Below are 14,071 nucleotides of genomic sequence, written 5' to 3'. Positions count from 1 at the left end.
AACGCACGCGGCGCGCGCGGTCGGATGAATTTCGAGTCGCCATGAATGGAAATTCGGCACACCTACCGGTCGGTATGGAGGAATGTAGGAGTCCGCCCCCGCTCGGTCAATGCCCTGCGCAGATTCCGGTCCCGGCCCCCGTCGACACCCGCGGCCGGGCTGGTTAGGCTCAGCAGGACTATTCAACTTGTTGTCTAGGAGGTCGACCGTGCACCCCTTCCGCGCAGCCGTGGAGTCCCGCGACGCCGCCGCACTCGAGGCCCTGCTGGCCGAGGACGTCGTCTTCACCAGTCCCGTCGCCTTCAAGCCCTACCCGGGCAAGGCCATCACCGCCGCGATCCTGCGCGGCGTCATGCGGGTCTTCGAGGACTTCCACTATGTCCGCGAGATCGGCGCCCCGGGCGCGCGCGACCACGCGTTCGTCTTCAAGGCCACGGTGGACGGCCGCGAGGTCCACGGCTGCGACTTCCTGCACTTCGACGACGACGGCCTGATCGACGAGTTCACCGTCATGGTCCGCCCGCTCACGGGCGCGCAGGCGCTTTCTGCCGCGATGGCCGCGCAGTTCCCCCGGATCGAGTCGGAGGCGCTGGGCGCGCTCGGGTAGCGGAGCCGGGCGGCCGGGGGCCCGGCGGTCAGCGTCGTTCGAGCACCGCGAGGACCTGCTCGCACCAGCGGAGGTTCTCGCGCTCGAAGGACAGGCCGCGCATCAGCGTCAGGTACGGGCCGACCCGCTCCGCAGAGGCGAGGAACTCCTCCTCGAACCGGCCGTCCAGCAGCCGCGCGCGCAGCCTCTCGTAGCGCGCCACCTTCTCCTCCGCCAGCGCCCTGCGCGCCTCCAGCCCGGCCCGCACCGACGACGGGTCGCCCGCGTCCACCGCCTGGACCTGGACCAGGAGTTCGTCGCGAACAGCGCCGGGACGCGGTTGCCGCGCGGTGAACGCGCGCAGCTCGGCGCGGCCGGCCTCGGTGAGGGAGAACAGGCGCTTGTTGGGCCGCCGCTCCTGCTCCACCACGCGGGCCCGGACCAGGCCGTCCGCCTCCATCCGGTCGAGCTCGCGGTAGAGCTGCTGGGGCGTGGCCGCCCAGAAGTTGGCGACCGACGCGTCGAAGCCCTTGGCGAGGTCGTACCCGGAGGCCTCGCCCTCGAGCAGGGTCGCCATGATCGCGTTACGCAGTGCCATGCGGGGAGGATAGTCAACTCCGCGACCATGCGCCCCCGCGCCGCGCTCCGCGGGCGGCCTCCGGCAGACTCGACTCGTGACGATCGCCGCGCGCACCGTGCCCTACTTCTCCCAGTTCGCCTCCCCCGATCTCGTCCCCGAGCTGATCGCGCGGACGCGCGCGGCCGAGGACGATCCGCGCTGGGCGGAATCGGGTGCGTCGTCGCCGCAGGAGTACGCGTGGTGGTGCCGCCGCGTCTGCGGCATGGCGTGCCTGCGGATGGTTCTGGTCCACTGGCGCGGCGAGGCCCCCGGCACGGTCGAGCTCGCTCTCGAGTGCGTCACGGCGGGCGCGTACGTCGTGGACGGCGAACGGGTCGAGGGGCTGATCTACGCGCCGTTCGCCGCCTACGTGCGTGAGCGCTGGGGCCTGGCGGCGACGGTCGAGACCGCGCTCGAACCGGACCAGGTGCGGGCGCACCTCGACGCGGGCCGACTGCCGATGCTCTCGGTGCACCCCTCCATCCGCACCCTCGACCCCGCGCCCACCGCGCAGGGCGGACACCTGGTGCTGGCCGTCGGCCACGACGACGAGGCGCTGTACGTCAACAACCCCTCCGGCTTCGCGGGCAGCCAGCACTACGCCCGGGTGCCGTGGCCCGACCTTCCCCGCTTCTTCGCCCGTCGGGGCGTCGTGCTGAGCGATCCGCGCTGACGGACCGGCGCAACGCCCGGTGGGGGAACGCCGGGCGCGTACGACGGGCGGCTCAGCCGGCTGTGGGACTACCGGCCGCCCGTCGCTCCCCGCCGTTGCTCTGCTGCCACTCGCGGCAGAGCTCGACCGCGTCCTCCTGCGGCTGACAGCGCATCGGCAGCCGGCGCTCCTCCCGGCTCTTGGCGAACTCCTCGTAGAAGTTGGCCAGCTCGAAGTACTTGCGGTCGTCCACGTAATGCGGCTCGTAGGCGTCGCGGGTGGTGAGGATCTCCGCGTGGGCGGTGGGGTCGTTGGTCCGGGCGACCCGGTTCGGGCTCTGGGCCAGCACCTCGCCGTCAGAACGGCTTGGTCGGCAGGTACTTGCCGTCCAGCGTGATGACGGCGCGCTCGCCTCCCTCGGGGTCGGCGACCTTCTTCACGTCGAGCCTGAAGTTGATCGCGGAGATGATGCCGTCGCCGAACTGCTCGTGGACGAGGGCCTTCAGGGTGGTGCCGTACACCTGGAGCATCTCGTAGAAGCGGTAGATCGTCGGATCGGTGGGGATGCCCCCGGGGATCGAGCCGCGCGTCGGGACGGTCTGGAGCAGCAGTGCCGCGTCGTCGTCCAGGCCGAGCAGCTCGGCCACCGCCTTCGCGGAGGCCTCCGGCAGGGCGTGCTGGCCGAGGACGGCGGCCGTGGTGAAGGCGACGGACAGACCGGAGGCGTCGGCGATCTCCTGCCAGGAGAGGTCCTTGCGGGTCTTGGCCTCGACCGCGGCGGCGGCCAGCAGCTGGCGGGTCGTGGGGTCGAACTGGGCGTGCAGCATGGGGAGTTCCTCTCGATTGCGGGGCAGTCGACGAACGGGAGTCAGGGGTCGCAGTCAGGCTACGAGCAGCGTGGCGGAACCGCTGCTCCGGATCTCCTCGACGTGCGGTGGCGATGTCGAAGACCCAGCCGCGCAGGGTCACCCGCTGCCCCGCCAGCGCGCGGGCGGCCCACCCGCCACCTGAACCCCGCCCCCGTCGCCTCACCCGACGCCGCACAGGGCGGGTGTCAGCTCAGTTCCTCCGCGAGGAGGTCCATCAGCAGGCCGTCGTGCCAGGTCCCGTCCAGGCCGCGTTCGTAGCGGCGCATGACGCCGACGCGGCGGAAGCCGACCTTCTCGTAGCAGCGGATCGCCGCCGCGTTGTCCGCGGCGGGGTCGATGGTGAGGCGGTGGTGGCCCAGGTCGTCGACGAGGTGGTGCGCGAGGGTGCGGACAGCGTCGGCGCCGAGGCCGCGGCCGTGGCGGGCGGGGTCGAGGTAGACGTCGATCCCGGCGTGGCGGTAGTCCGGCTCCTCCTCCGCGTGCCACTGGATCGCGCCGACGACACGGCCCTCGTACTCGATCACCAGGGTCGGGGTCGCCGGGTCGGCCAGCTCCGCGGCGACCTCCGCCGCGGGATCCTCGCCGCCGCGCCACCACCGCCGCACCTGCGGCGTCGCGCGGATCTCCGCAAGCGCGGAAACGTCCGCCGACCCGGCGGGACGCAGGGTGACGGACGTTCCGTGCAGGGTGGGTCGCTCCATACCCCGCAGGCTAGGGCCTGCGGCTGCTACCAGCTGTCGTTCAGGCTCCCGTTGCCGGACGCGCCGGTGGTGAAGGAGTGGTTGTTGCCCGGCTCCCAGGTGATCGAGCCGTCGGAGTTCTTGATGATGTACTTGTACTCGACGTAGGTGTTGGCCGGCAGGGTCACCGTGCCGCTCCAGACCGGGTAGCCGGACGAGGAGAGCGGGATCGCCTGGGCGGTGTTCCAGCTGCCGAGGGCCGGGATCGAGCCGACCAGGTAGACGTTCTGGCCCCAGCTGGTCGTCTCGTTGACGCCGAAGGACTCACCGACTGTGCCGGAGGCGGCCGTCGGCAGATAGAGCGCCACCGCGTCCATCGCCGGAACGGTGACGGTCGCGGTGCCGTTGGTCGCGACCGAGACGGTCGAGCCCGAGCACGCGCCGGTCGACGGGGTCAGGTTGCCGTGGATGACGTCGCAGTAGTTCCCGGCTGGCAGGCCCGTCTCGACGGTGACGGTCTTGGCGCTGCTCTCGTTGTTGATCGCGATCCAGCCCCGGTCGCCGCGGCTGAAGGCGATGAAGTTGCTGCCGTCGTCGTACCAGTTCCTCACCGACTGCCCGGCGACGGCGTTGTGCCAGCCGACCATGTTGGCGACGCCCTGGTTGCGGTCGGTGCAGAACCAGCCGTTGGAACAGTCCGTGTTGGTCACGAACCCGTTGGCGTCGGCCGGCGGGGAGTCGTCGCTGTTGGTCCAGTCGAAGCTCGCGTAGACCTGCGGCACGTCGTAACCCCAGGCCAGTTCGTAGAGGTTGGCCAGGATGTAGCTCGCGCCGGACTTGTAGTTCAGGGTGCTGCCGTTGCGCTCGGTGTCGTGGTTGGTCACCATCGACGTCGAGGCGGACGCCGGCTCCAGGCCCCAGCTCTGGCCGAAGGTCTTGAGGTTGGCGATGTTCCCGGTGAACTGGGCCTTCAGGTCCTGGGCGTAGGTGAACTCGATGACGCTGCCGTTGGACTCGAAGGCCGCCGGCTGCAGCGCGCTGTTCGTGCTGCCGGGGATGACCTCCTGGTAGACGTAGGGCCGCGTGTTCGTCCAGGTGGTGTTGTGCACCTGGGAGAGGATCGCCGCCATGTTCGCCTGGTTGATGTGCTTGGCGGCGTCCATCCGGAAGCCGTCCACGCCCGCGGCGACCAGGGTGTTGAGGTAGCCCGCCTCCTGCTGGCGCACGTGCGAGGTCTCGGTGGCGAGGTCCTCCAGGTTGGACAGGTCGCACTCCTGCACCTGGGTCTGGTTGTTCCAGTCCTGGATGGACAGGTCCGAGTTGGGGCAGTTGCCCGGGTACTGGTGGAAGTCGGAGCCGGTGTAGCCGGGCTGGGAGTAGCTCTCGGTCGACGAGTTGAAGGTGTCGCCGCCGTAGGAGTCGGTGCTGGTGTTGTTGTTGCCCGCCATGTGGTTGAGCACGGCGTCGGCGTAGACCTTGACGCCCGCGTTGTGACAGGTCGTCACCATGGCGGCGAACTGCGCGGCGTTGCCCATCCGGCTGTTGAGGTCGTAGCCGATCGGCTGGTAGACGTCCCACCACGCGTGGGTCGATCCGGCGAGCCGGATGGAGTCCTCCGGCGGGGCCACCTCGACGGCGCCGTAGCCCTTGGGGCCGAGCACGTTGGTGCACTCGCTCCCGACGGAGGCCCAGTTCCATTCGAAGAGGTTGGCGATGACGTCGCCGCCGTCGGGCGCGGCGGCGGCGTGCGCGGGCACGGCCTGCACCGTCAGCGGCAGCACCGCACCGGCCAGCAGTGCGCCGACACCGGCCCAGCGGGCCTGGCGGCTCGTCGCGCGTCGCGGTATGTCCTGTCCCGGCTGCGGTCTCGACGGGACGCGCTTCTGGATGCGCTTCATGGGGCTCTCTCCTGTGCGCACGGCCCGGCCGCGGTCGACCGGGGCCGGGCAGCACGACGTGAGCGCGTCGTCGCGCGGGAGGGATCCGGTGGCCGTGGGGAGCCAGGGGGTGGGTGCGCGACGGTCGGTCACGACCTGTCCCCGGCTGTGACCGCCCGCCGCGTACGTGACCTTCTCGCGGTGTTGATGACGGCGTCAATAACCGCGTGGAAATTCTTACCGCAACTTGCGGCAACAGCTTGCTACGGCCCCCGGGTGCCCTGGGGCCATCCGGGTGTTCCCCGTGGCGTCGCGCCGCCGCGCGCCCGCGGCGCGCGGATCAGCCGAGATCATGGGCGCCGGACCACGGTCCAGACCGCCGCCCGACCCGCCGCCGGGACCCCGAGACGAGGAGCGCCATGGCCACCGCAAGCTCTCCCCGGCCGCCCTCCCGCGGGGCCCGCGCCCTCACGGTGGCCCGCAACGGCCGGCTGTGGCTGATCCCGACGATCCTCTGCGCCCTGGTCGCGCTCTTCCTCTCCCTGCTCTACATGGGCGGCATCCTCAACCCCGACGGCAACCTGCACCGGCTGCCCATCGCGCTGGTCAACGAGGACCAGGGCGCGCCGCCGCCCGGCCAGACGCAGAACCTCGGCACGCAGATCACGGCCGCCATCCCCGCGCAGACGCCCGGCACGACCGTCCAGTGGCGACAGCTGACCGCCGCCGAGGCCCAGGACCAGCTCTCCTCCGGCAGGATCTACGGCGCGCTGGTCGTCCCCAAGGACTTCACCTCCTCGGTCGAGGCGCTCGGCACCACCAAGGCCACCGCCGCGCCCACCCTGACCGTGCTCACCAATCCGGGCATGGGCAGCCTCGGCTCCTCGCTCGCCGCACAGATCTCCCAGAACGCCGCCCACCAGGCGTCGGTGGCCATCGGCAAGCAGCTCTCGCACGCGGCCGCCGCCCAGGGCGCCGACGCGACCACGCAGACGCTGCTCGGCGACCCCGTCTCGGTCACCACCCAGCAGGGCCACCCGATCGGCGCCCACAGCGGCCTCGGGCTCACCGCCTTCTACTACACGCTGCTGCTGGTGCTGACCGGCTTCATCGGGGCCAACATCGTCCACAACGGCGTCGACACCGCCCTCGGCTACGCCGACTCCGAGCTCGGTCCCTGGCACTCCCGGCGCCCCACCGTCCCGATCGACCGGACGCAGACGCTGCTGCTGAAGATGACCATGACGTCGTTCATCGTCGTCCTCACCACCACGCTGGTCATGGTCGCCACCATCGCGATCCTCGGCATGGACGCCCCGCACCTGCCGCTGCTGTGGATCTTCTCCTACTGCGCGAGCCTCGCCGTAGGCCTGGGCGTGCAGGCGATCAACGCGGCCTTCGGCGGGATCGGGCAGCTGGTGGCGATGTTCGTCTTCATCGCCCTGGCCCTGCCGTCCTCCGGCGCCACCGTCCCGCTGCAGGCCGTCCCGGGCTTCTACCGGTTCCTCGCCGTCTTCGAGCCGATGCGGCAGCTCAGCGACGGCGTGCGCGCGATCCTCTACTTCGACGCCCGCGCCGACGCCGGGCTGGTCCGGGCCTGGATCATGATCGCCATCGGCTGGGCCGCCGCCCTCCTCTTCGGCTTCGGCATGACCCGTTACTACGACCGCAAGGGCCTCCACCGGCTGACGCCGCAACCGGAGCGCCAACCGACCTGAGGCCCGTCGCGGGAAGGCTCCGGGCCTGCGCCGGGTTGCTCCTCGTGTGAACGCACCGCTGAAGCTCTCCCTGCTCGACCGGTCCGTGCTGCGCGAGGGCCAGACCGCCGCGCAGGCGCTGCGCGACACCGTCGCCCTGGCGCGGTACGCGGAGGAGCTCGGCTACCACCGGTTCTGGGTGTCGGAGCACCACGGCGTGCCGGGGATCGCCGGGTCCGCCCCGACCGTGCTGGCAGCGGCCGTCGCGGGCGCGACGTCGCGGATCCGGGTCGGGACGGGCGGGGTGATGCTGCCCAACCACCGGCCGCTCGTGGTGGCCGAGCAGTTCGCCGTGCTCGGGTCGCTCTTTCCCGGCCGGATCGACATGGGGCTCGGCCGCTCGGTCGGCTTCACCCGCGCCGTGCAGGAGGCGCTCGGGCACACCGTGCGGGACGCGGACGACTTCCCCGAGCAGCTGGCCGAGCTGCTCGACCTGATGCGGGGCGGGAGCGAGCGGCGTCCCGGGGTGCGCGTGCACCCGGCGGACGGGCCGCCCGTGCCGCCGTTCGTCCTCGCACTCGGCGCGGGGGCGCGGATCGCCGCCGAGGCGGGCCTGCCGGTCGTGGTCGGCGGGGTGCACGACCGGGCGCGGCTGCTGGCCGCGGTCACCGAGTACCGGGACGCGTTCAAGCCCTCCCCATGGCGGGACGAGCCCTACCTCGTCGTCGCCGCGCCGGTCGCGGTGGGCGGTACGGCCGAGGAGGCGCGGGAGATGCTGGCGGCCGAGTCCTGGTCGCTGGCCCAGGCCCGCACGCTCGGCGCGTTCCCGCCGCTCTCCCCGCCCGAGGCCGTGCGGACGGCGCGGATGACCGCGCGGCAGCGGACCCACGTCGAGCAGGCGCGGGCCGGCCACCTCGCCGGGACGGAGGCCGAGGTGCGGACGGCGCTGGACGAGCTGGTCGCCACCACCGGGGCCGACGAGATCCTCGTCACCGCCAGCGCCTACGACCCCGCCCGGCTGCGCGCTTCCCTGGCCGGCCTGGCCCGCGTGGGCGGGCTCGAGCCAAGAGGTTGACTTTCATAACTATTGAGCACCTCATGTATCCTTGAGGGGCACTACCAGGAACAGAGGAGCAAGACCGTGCGCGTGGAGATCTGGGGCGACATCAACTGCCCGTGGTGCTACATCGGCAAGGCCCGCTTCGAGAAGGCGCTGGCCGCCTTCCCGCACCGGGACCAGGTCGAGGTCGTCCACCGCTCGTTCGAGCTGGACCCGGAGGCCCCGCACGAGCCGCGCCCGGTCCTGCCCGCCATCGCCGCGAAGTACGGGATCAGCGTCGAGCAGGCGCGCCAGGCCGAGGAGCGGATCGCCTCCCACGCGCACGGCGAGGGACTGTCCTACCGGGGCTCCGAGCGCGACGTCGCGAACAGCTTCGACATGCACCGGCTGCTGCACTTCGCCGAGGAGCAGGGCCTCCAGGGGCGACTGCTCGACCTGCTCTACCGCGAGAACTTCGACGGCGAAACCTCGCCCTTCGCACCCGGCCGGCTGCTCGCCCTCGCCGTGGAGGCCGGCCTGGACGAGCGGCAGGCCGCCGAGGTCCTGGCCGACCCCACGGCGCACGCCGACGCCGTCCGCGAGGACGAGGCCACCGCGGCGGCGCTCGGCGCCACCGGCGTTCCCTTCTACGTCTTCGACCGCCGCCTCGGCGTCTCCGGCGCCCAGCCCCCGGCCGCGTTCAGCTCCGCACTGGAGCAGGCCTGGGCCTCCCGGGCGGTCCCGCAGCCCTGAGTCCGCAGCCCTGAGTCCGCTGCCCGGGTCCGCAGCCAGAGTCCGACGGGGTGGCTCCGCCCGGCTCCGGCGCCGCGCGTCACCCGGGCGGCCTCACCTCGGTTGTGGCGGCCCCTCGCCTGGCGAAGGCTGGGACGAAGGCTCGTACGTCCGGATGAGGTGAGGATGTGCTGACGGCGAAGAGCGTGTTCCGGGAGATCCTGGACGACGACGAGGCGTTCCGGCTGTTCTGCTCGATCGCGGCGAGCGGCGAGGCGCAGGGCGGCTGGGAGAACGGGCGCATCGCGGCGCTGCTGCCGGAGAGCCTGGGATACCTCGCGCCACGGGTCGCCCGGCACGGGGCGGACGAGGACAAGCACGGCCGGATCTTCAACGCGCTGCTGCACAAGCGCGGCCTCGCACCGGTGCCGGTGCCGCCGGAGGCGGACTACACGATGATCCTGGAGCGCCGGGGCATCGGCCTGTCCCATCGAAAGCTGAGCGCGGACAAGCGCCTGGACGAGCACGACGTCGTCGCCTACCTCGCCCACAGCCGCGTCACCGAGCAGCGCGCGAGCGAGCAGATGCGGATGCTGGTGCGGTACTTCGGCGACGACCACGACATCGGCAGGGCGGTCCGCATGATCTGCCGCGACGAGGACAACCACCTCGCGTACTGCCACGAGGAGCTGCTGCGCCTCGCGGCGACGGGCCGCGGCCGCGAGATCAAGGACCTGCTGGACCTGAGCGCTGCCGCCGAGATCCGCGTCTACCGCGACGTCAGCCTGGCGGTCATGGGACGGATGGCCGACATCCTGCACTGGCCGAAGGCGCAGGCGGCGGCGATCAGCGCGGGCATCCACGCGATGTACGCGGGGGAGCGGCTGGGCGGCTGGTACCGGATGGTCAGCCTGCGGATGCCGGATCACATCGGGGCGCTGGACGGCCCGGCGCCGGTCCCGGCCACACCCGAGTTCGCCTGAGCCACCCGGCACACCGAACCACCCGGGGTCCGCGGGCGGCGAAGCTAGTGCACCTGCTCGATTCGCCAGGTTTCGCCGCCCCCGCGCTACTCCCCCACACCCCTGGGCCACGCACCAGGCTGGGGGCCATGAAAGCGAACGAGAACCCGCACCAACTGCCCGTCCGCCTGCCCGCCTCTTTCGTGCGGTGGTGGCTGGCCGACCAGGCCCCGGAGCCTCAGCCCCAGTCCTTGCCCAAGTCCAGCTCCGCACGGCGCTGCGTGAAGGAGAACCAGTTGCCGGAGTCGTCACGGAAGATCGCCTCCGTCCCGTAGGGCCGCTCCTGCGGCTCCTGCAGGAACTCCACGCCGCGGGCCCTCATGGCCGCGTAGTCGGCGTGGATGTCGTCGGTGGCGAAGACGCCCGCGCCCAGGACGCCCTTGGCGACGAGCTTCCTGAGCTCCTCCGCCGACTCCGGGTCCAGCGCGGGCGGGCCCGGGACCATCAGCGTGATCTCCAGATCCGGCTGGTCCTTGGCCCCGACGGTGAGCCAGCGCATGCCGCCCTCGCCCATCGTCATGTCCGTGCGGATCTCGAGTCCGAGCTTCTCGGTGTAGAACTCCCTGGCCCGGTCGTGGTCCAGGACCCAGACGTTGGCGATGGACATGCCCTTGATCACGACAGCCTCCTCGGGTTCCGGCGGGGCGTGTCCCCGCCCTCGCTCCTGATCACCACCGTAGGGACGTGAGGGCTCAGCCCGCTTCTTCGGAATTGCGCTCCTGGAGCCGGAACGGCTTGAAGCCGCCGTGCCAGAGCAAGGCGTAGCAGCCGGGGACCAGGGCGCTCCCCCGGTCGACGTGCCGGGCCCGGTACGCGCTCGGGCTGAGGCCGGTGTGCCTCTTGAAGCTCGACGAGAAGGTGCCGAGGCTGCTGAAGCCGACCAGGGCGCAGATCTCGGTGACGGAGAGGTCGGCGGTGCGCAGCATTTCCTCGGCGCGCTCGATCCGCCGGCGGCTGAGGTACTGCCCCGGCGTCTGCCCGTACACGGCGCGGAAGACGCGGATGAAGTGGTAGCGCGAGTACCCGGCCGCGCGGGCGACCGCGTCCAGGTCGAGCGGCTCGGCCCAGTCGCGGTCCATGGCGTCCTTGGCCAGGCGCATCCGGCGCAGCTGCGCGAGCCGCGCCGCGGCGTCGCCCGTGGGCGTGGCGGTCCCGGTCACCCCTCGATCCTGGCACGCGGCGGCCGGGGCCCGCTCAGTCCTGCCCGCTCAGTCCGGCACGGGCAGGATCGCGCTGAGCGGCAGCACGGTGTGCTTGAGGTCCGGATCGACGGGGTTGTTGAACGGCGGGTACTTGGGCGCGCCCGCGTTCCGGCGGTAGACCTCGGTGGAGATCTCGAGGCTGCGGTCGAACTCGGGGATCACCCGGTCGCCGAAGAGCTCGACCATCTCGAGGTGCTCCTCGAAGGTCATTCCGCCCGCCAGGCCGAAGACCAACTGGTCGCAGCCGACGCGCTGGTAGGCCTCGACCTGCTCGCAGACCTCGTCGGGGGTGCCGCAGAGCAGATAACCGCCGGCGATCAGCTCGTCGAGCAGCTCCTCGCCGCCGAACGCGCCGAGGTTGATCGGCGGTTCGGGCCAGGTGATGCCGTCGGCGGACTTCGGCATGGTGTCGTGGTAGAGGTTGACCAGGGTCACGATGTAGGCGTTGCCCGCCGACAGCGCGATCTCGCGGGCCCGCTTGCGGTCATTGAGGCAGACGACGGCGTTGGTCATCATCACGTTGTTGTTCTGGTAGTCGCCGAGGATCTCGACGGGGTTCTCCGCCGCCTCCTTGTAGGCCTCGATGCGGCCCTTGAGGTTGTAGATCGGCTCGAAGTTGAACGCGATGGCGCCGATGCCGAGGGAGCCCGCCTTGGCGAACGAGGGCGGGTTGCCGCAGGCCATCCAGATCGGCGGGTGGGAGTGCCCGTAGGGCTTGGGCAGGATGTTGTGCGGGGTGGGCACGGTGAAGTGCCGCCCCTCGAAGGAGTAGTCGTACTGCTCCCACATCCGCACGATCTCGCGGGAGACCTCGTCCCACTCGGGCTTGGTGGAGTCGGTCTCCAGGATGTTGAACGACTTCAGCTCGTGCGAGCCCGCGCCTCTGCCCGTGCCCCACTCGAAGCGGCCCTCGGTGACGTGGTCCAGCATGGCCGCGCGCTCGGCGAAGCGGACGGGGTGCTCCTTGCGCGGGGAGAGGGAGTTGATGCCGGTGCCGAGGTGGATCCGCTCGGTGCGCGCGGCGACGTAGCCCATGACGACCTCGGGCGCGGACATGTGGCTGTACTCGGTGAGGGAGTGGTGCTCCCCGAACCAGACGAACTTCCAGTGGTGCTGGTCCGCCTTGATGGCGATCTCCATCTCGCGGCGGAGCGCGAGATGCTCCGAGGCCCGGTCGTGCGCGGCCGGGCCGGGGATGAACCCGTTGACGAAGATGCCGAATTCCACGGGGGTCCTCCTGGCTGGGACGGAGTGTGCAGCGCCGCAAAAGCATCTGACTATCCATCAGATTTGGCGACAAGGCAACGGCCGTGGGAATCCCCGCCGCACCCCTGCCGCCGAGGGCCCGTGCGGGTGGATACTCCAGCTGCCGGGAAATCGGTCCGCGCGCTTCGGGGGAACGGGGACGCGATGAGCATGATGATCTGGTGGGGCGTCACCTCGCGTTCTGTGCGCCGCCTGACGGCACGCGCACGGCAGGGGTTCCGACGGGCGGTGACGGGGGTGCTCGGCGCCACCGGCTTGGTCCTCGTCGTGGTCGGCGCGGAACACCGCACCGCGCACGCCCAACACCTGTGGATGGCAGGGGCGTTGCCCTTCGCTGCAGCCGCCGTCGGCTGGCGGGTGTGGCACGCGCCGGAGGAGGGACTGCCGGACGCGCTGCGCCTGCGCGAACGCAGCCGGCGGATCGCGCTGCGGGCGGCCTCGGTGCCCGGGTTCGGCGCCTCGGTCGGGCTCGTCGTCCATCTGGGCGCGCACGGCGCCCTGGCGCACGAGGCCGGCGTCGCCGCGCTCTGGGCGGTGGTGCTGGCCCCGATCCCGGTCCTGGTGGAGAGCGCGCTGTGGGGCGCCGCCCCGCGCGCGCTCCGGCTCCAGGTGCGCACGGCCCGACTCGCCGAGGCGGTGCGGGAACTGAATGCCGAGAGCGCGCGGGTGTCCCCGCTCGACTTCGACCCGGACCGCGGCTACGCCGGCACGCCCGTGCCACGCCGGTCGGTCGCGCCCGCCGCACACCTGGGGCCCGCCTGCGAGGCACGGCCGACCAGGGGGCGGGCCGCGTCGATGCTGAGCCTGGATCCGGTCGGCCGCGCGTACCGCACCTGGCTGCGGGAGTCCTCGCTGCGCTGGGACGGGACCACGCTGACCCTCACCGACGGCCGCCGCAACGTCGTCGCCGTCCGGCTCGGCGCGGCGGAGCCCGGCGCGGCGGAGCGGGCCGCACGCGGACCGCTGGCGGACCGCCCGGTCGAGCTGGTCTGGCTGCACGAGCAGAACGTCGGCGAGCCCGCCTCGGAGGTGCTCATCCTGCTGCTGGACTCCTCAGGCCGCCGTCTGCTCACCATGCCGGGCCTGGGCTACCTCGACACCCAGGTGGCCCAGGTCGCCGGGGCGTCGGGCCTGCGCTTCTCCTACCACAACTGGGCCGGCGCCCCGTTGGAGCCGCCCTGGCGCCGGCTGTGGTCCCGCGTCTTCCCGCGCCGTCGCGGTCACGTCCGCCTGCGGATGGCCCGTCGGCTCTGAGCGCCGGGAAAGATCCTGAAAGAATTCCGTCGGCCGTGTCGATCCACGCCCGCGCCGTTCGACCTGGGGTAGAGAAGGTCGAGGAGCGACCTTCACACCGCACCAGGAGGCCGAGATGGCGAAGTACATGCTGATCATGCGGAACACGGACGAGTCGCTGGCGAAGATGATGGGCACGCCGTTCGACCAGATGCTCGAGACCGTCGGCCGGTTCAACGAGGAGCTGATCAAGGCGGGCGTTCTCGTCGCCGCCGAGGGGCTGGACGATCCCGGCCAGGGCGTCGTGGTCGACTACAGCGGGGAGACCCCCGTCGTCACCGACGGGCCCTACGGGGAGACGAAGGAACTGTTCGGCGGCTTCTACCTGCTCGACGTGGCGTCCAAGGAGGAGGCCGTGGAGTGGGCCCGGCGCATGCCCGCGATCCCCGGTTCGAAGTGCGAGATCCGGCGGGTGCCGGGGATCGAGGAGTTCCCGCAGGACAACGAGTGGATCGTCAGGGAGCGCGCCTGGCGCGAGCGGACCGGCCAGCTCTGATGCCCGACGCCCCCGAAGGCCCGTCGCGCGCCGCCTCGGAG

General features: G+C 71.7%; 16 protein-coding genes. 8 read left to right on the top strand and 8 right to left on the bottom strand.

Annotation, left to right across the window (positions count from 1 at the left end; all coding sequences use genetic code 11):
• Positions 1–208: 208 nt before the first annotated feature.
• Positions 209–607 carry a nuclear transport factor 2 family protein gene (locus TR48_RS01595; RefSeq protein ID WP_042363984.1) on the top strand — a complete coding sequence of 133 codons (399 nt, stop codon included), beginning with the start codon at positions 209–211 and terminating at the stop codon, positions 605–607.
• A 28-nt stretch (positions 608–635) separates the two neighbouring features.
• On the opposite strand, the gene TR48_RS01590 is transcribed toward TR48_RS01595, so the two are convergent.
• Complete coding sequence (locus TR48_RS01590; protein ID WP_174501660.1) at positions 636–1,184, bottom strand: PadR family transcriptional regulator; 549 nt, start codon at positions 1,182–1,184, stop codon at positions 636–638.
• 76 nt (positions 1,185–1,260) lie between these two features.
• Here TR48_RS01590 and TR48_RS01585 point away from each other — a divergent pair, with 76 nt between their 5' ends.
• On the top strand, positions 1,261–1,878 hold the full coding sequence (locus TR48_RS01585) for a C39 family peptidase (protein ID WP_042363983.1): 618 nt from the start codon (positions 1,261–1,263) through the stop codon (positions 1,876–1,878).
• Positions 1,879–1,930: 52 nt separating this feature from the next.
• On the opposite strand, the gene TR48_RS01580 is transcribed toward TR48_RS01585, so the two are convergent.
• The 4 genes from TR48_RS01580 to TR48_RS01565 all read right to left on the bottom strand — a co-directional run bounded on the left by TR48_RS01580 (position 1,931) and on the right by TR48_RS01565 (position 5,304).
• Positions 1,931–2,206, bottom strand: a complete 276-nt coding sequence (locus TR48_RS01580) for a hypothetical protein (protein WP_052442330.1) — start codon at positions 2,204–2,206, stop codon at positions 1,931–1,933.
• A gap of 7 nt (positions 2,207–2,213) precedes the next feature.
• Positions 2,214–2,684, bottom strand: coding sequence for a cyanase (cynS, locus tag TR48_RS01575; RefSeq protein ID WP_042363982.1), 471 nt, complete (start codon positions 2,682–2,684; stop codon positions 2,214–2,216).
• 227 nt (positions 2,685–2,911) lie between these two features.
• Positions 2,912–3,427 carry a GNAT family N-acetyltransferase gene (locus tag TR48_RS01570; RefSeq protein WP_042363981.1) on the bottom strand — a complete coding sequence of 172 codons (516 nt, stop codon included), beginning with the start codon at positions 3,425–3,427 and terminating at the stop codon, positions 2,912–2,914.
• A gap of 26 nt (positions 3,428–3,453) precedes the next feature.
• On the bottom strand, positions 3,454–5,304 hold the full coding sequence (locus TR48_RS01565; RefSeq protein WP_052442329.1) for a carbohydrate-binding module family 20 domain-containing protein: 1,851 nt from the start codon (positions 5,302–5,304) through the stop codon (positions 3,454–3,456).
• Between the two features lie 398 nt (positions 5,305–5,702).
• Here TR48_RS01565 and TR48_RS01560 point away from each other — a divergent pair, with 398 nt between their 5' ends.
• The 4 genes from TR48_RS01560 to TR48_RS01545 all read left to right on the top strand — a co-directional run bounded on the left by TR48_RS01560 (position 5,703) and on the right by TR48_RS01545 (position 9,734).
• Positions 5,703–7,001 carry a YhgE/Pip domain-containing protein gene (locus TR48_RS01560; protein WP_042363980.1) on the top strand — a complete coding sequence of 433 codons (1,299 nt, stop codon included), beginning with the start codon at positions 5,703–5,705 and terminating at the stop codon, positions 6,999–7,001.
• A 46-nt stretch (positions 7,002–7,047) separates the two neighbouring features.
• Positions 7,048–8,055: an LLM class flavin-dependent oxidoreductase gene (locus TR48_RS01555; protein WP_042363979.1), complete on the top strand. Its 1,008-nt coding sequence runs from the start codon at positions 7,048–7,050 to the stop codon at positions 8,053–8,055.
• Positions 8,056–8,121: 66 nt separating this feature from the next.
• On the top strand, positions 8,122–8,772 hold the full coding sequence (locus TR48_RS01550) for a DsbA family oxidoreductase (RefSeq protein WP_042363978.1): 651 nt from the start codon (positions 8,122–8,124) through the stop codon (positions 8,770–8,772).
• A 167-nt stretch (positions 8,773–8,939) separates the two neighbouring features.
• A complete protein-coding gene (locus TR48_RS01545; RefSeq protein WP_042363977.1) occupies positions 8,940–9,734 on the top strand; it encodes a hypothetical protein in 795 nt (264 codons plus the stop codon).
• A 217-nt stretch (positions 9,735–9,951) separates the two neighbouring features.
• Here TR48_RS01545 and TR48_RS01540 read toward each other — a convergent pair whose 3' ends face one another.
• The 3 genes from TR48_RS01540 to TR48_RS01530 form a co-directional block, all read right to left on the bottom strand.
• Positions 9,952–10,392, bottom strand: coding sequence for a VOC family protein (locus TR48_RS01540; protein WP_042363976.1), 441 nt, complete (start codon positions 10,390–10,392; stop codon positions 9,952–9,954).
• Between the two features lie 73 nt (positions 10,393–10,465).
• Positions 10,466–10,852 (bottom strand): helix-turn-helix transcriptional regulator, encoded by a 387-nt coding sequence (locus tag TR48_RS01535; protein ID WP_042364185.1) that lies wholly within the window; start codon positions 10,850–10,852, stop codon positions 10,466–10,468.
• Positions 10,853–10,981: 129 nt separating this feature from the next.
• Complete coding sequence (locus TR48_RS01530) at positions 10,982–12,202, bottom strand: LLM class flavin-dependent oxidoreductase (RefSeq protein ID WP_052442328.1); 1,221 nt, start codon at positions 12,200–12,202, stop codon at positions 10,982–10,984.
• Positions 12,203–12,385: 183 nt separating this feature from the next.
• Between TR48_RS01530 and TR48_RS01525 the strand changes: the two genes are divergently transcribed.
• Both TR48_RS01525 and TR48_RS01520 read left to right on the top strand, forming a co-directional pair.
• Positions 12,386–13,495 carry a hypothetical protein gene (locus TR48_RS01525; RefSeq protein WP_042363975.1) on the top strand — a complete coding sequence of 370 codons (1,110 nt, stop codon included), beginning with the start codon at positions 12,386–12,388 and terminating at the stop codon, positions 13,493–13,495.
• 115 nt (positions 13,496–13,610) lie between these two features.
• Positions 13,611–14,030 carry a YciI family protein gene (locus tag TR48_RS01520; protein ID WP_042363974.1) on the top strand — a complete coding sequence of 140 codons (420 nt, stop codon included), beginning with the start codon at positions 13,611–13,613 and terminating at the stop codon, positions 14,028–14,030.
• Positions 14,031–14,071: the final 41 nt, after the last annotated feature.

Source organism: Streptacidiphilus neutrinimicus (genome assembly GCF_000787815.1).
Taxonomy (GTDB): Bacteria; Actinomycetota; Actinomycetes; order Streptomycetales; family Streptomycetaceae; genus Streptacidiphilus; species Streptacidiphilus neutrinimicus.
This window is presented reverse-complemented; position numbering and strand designations above follow the sequence as displayed.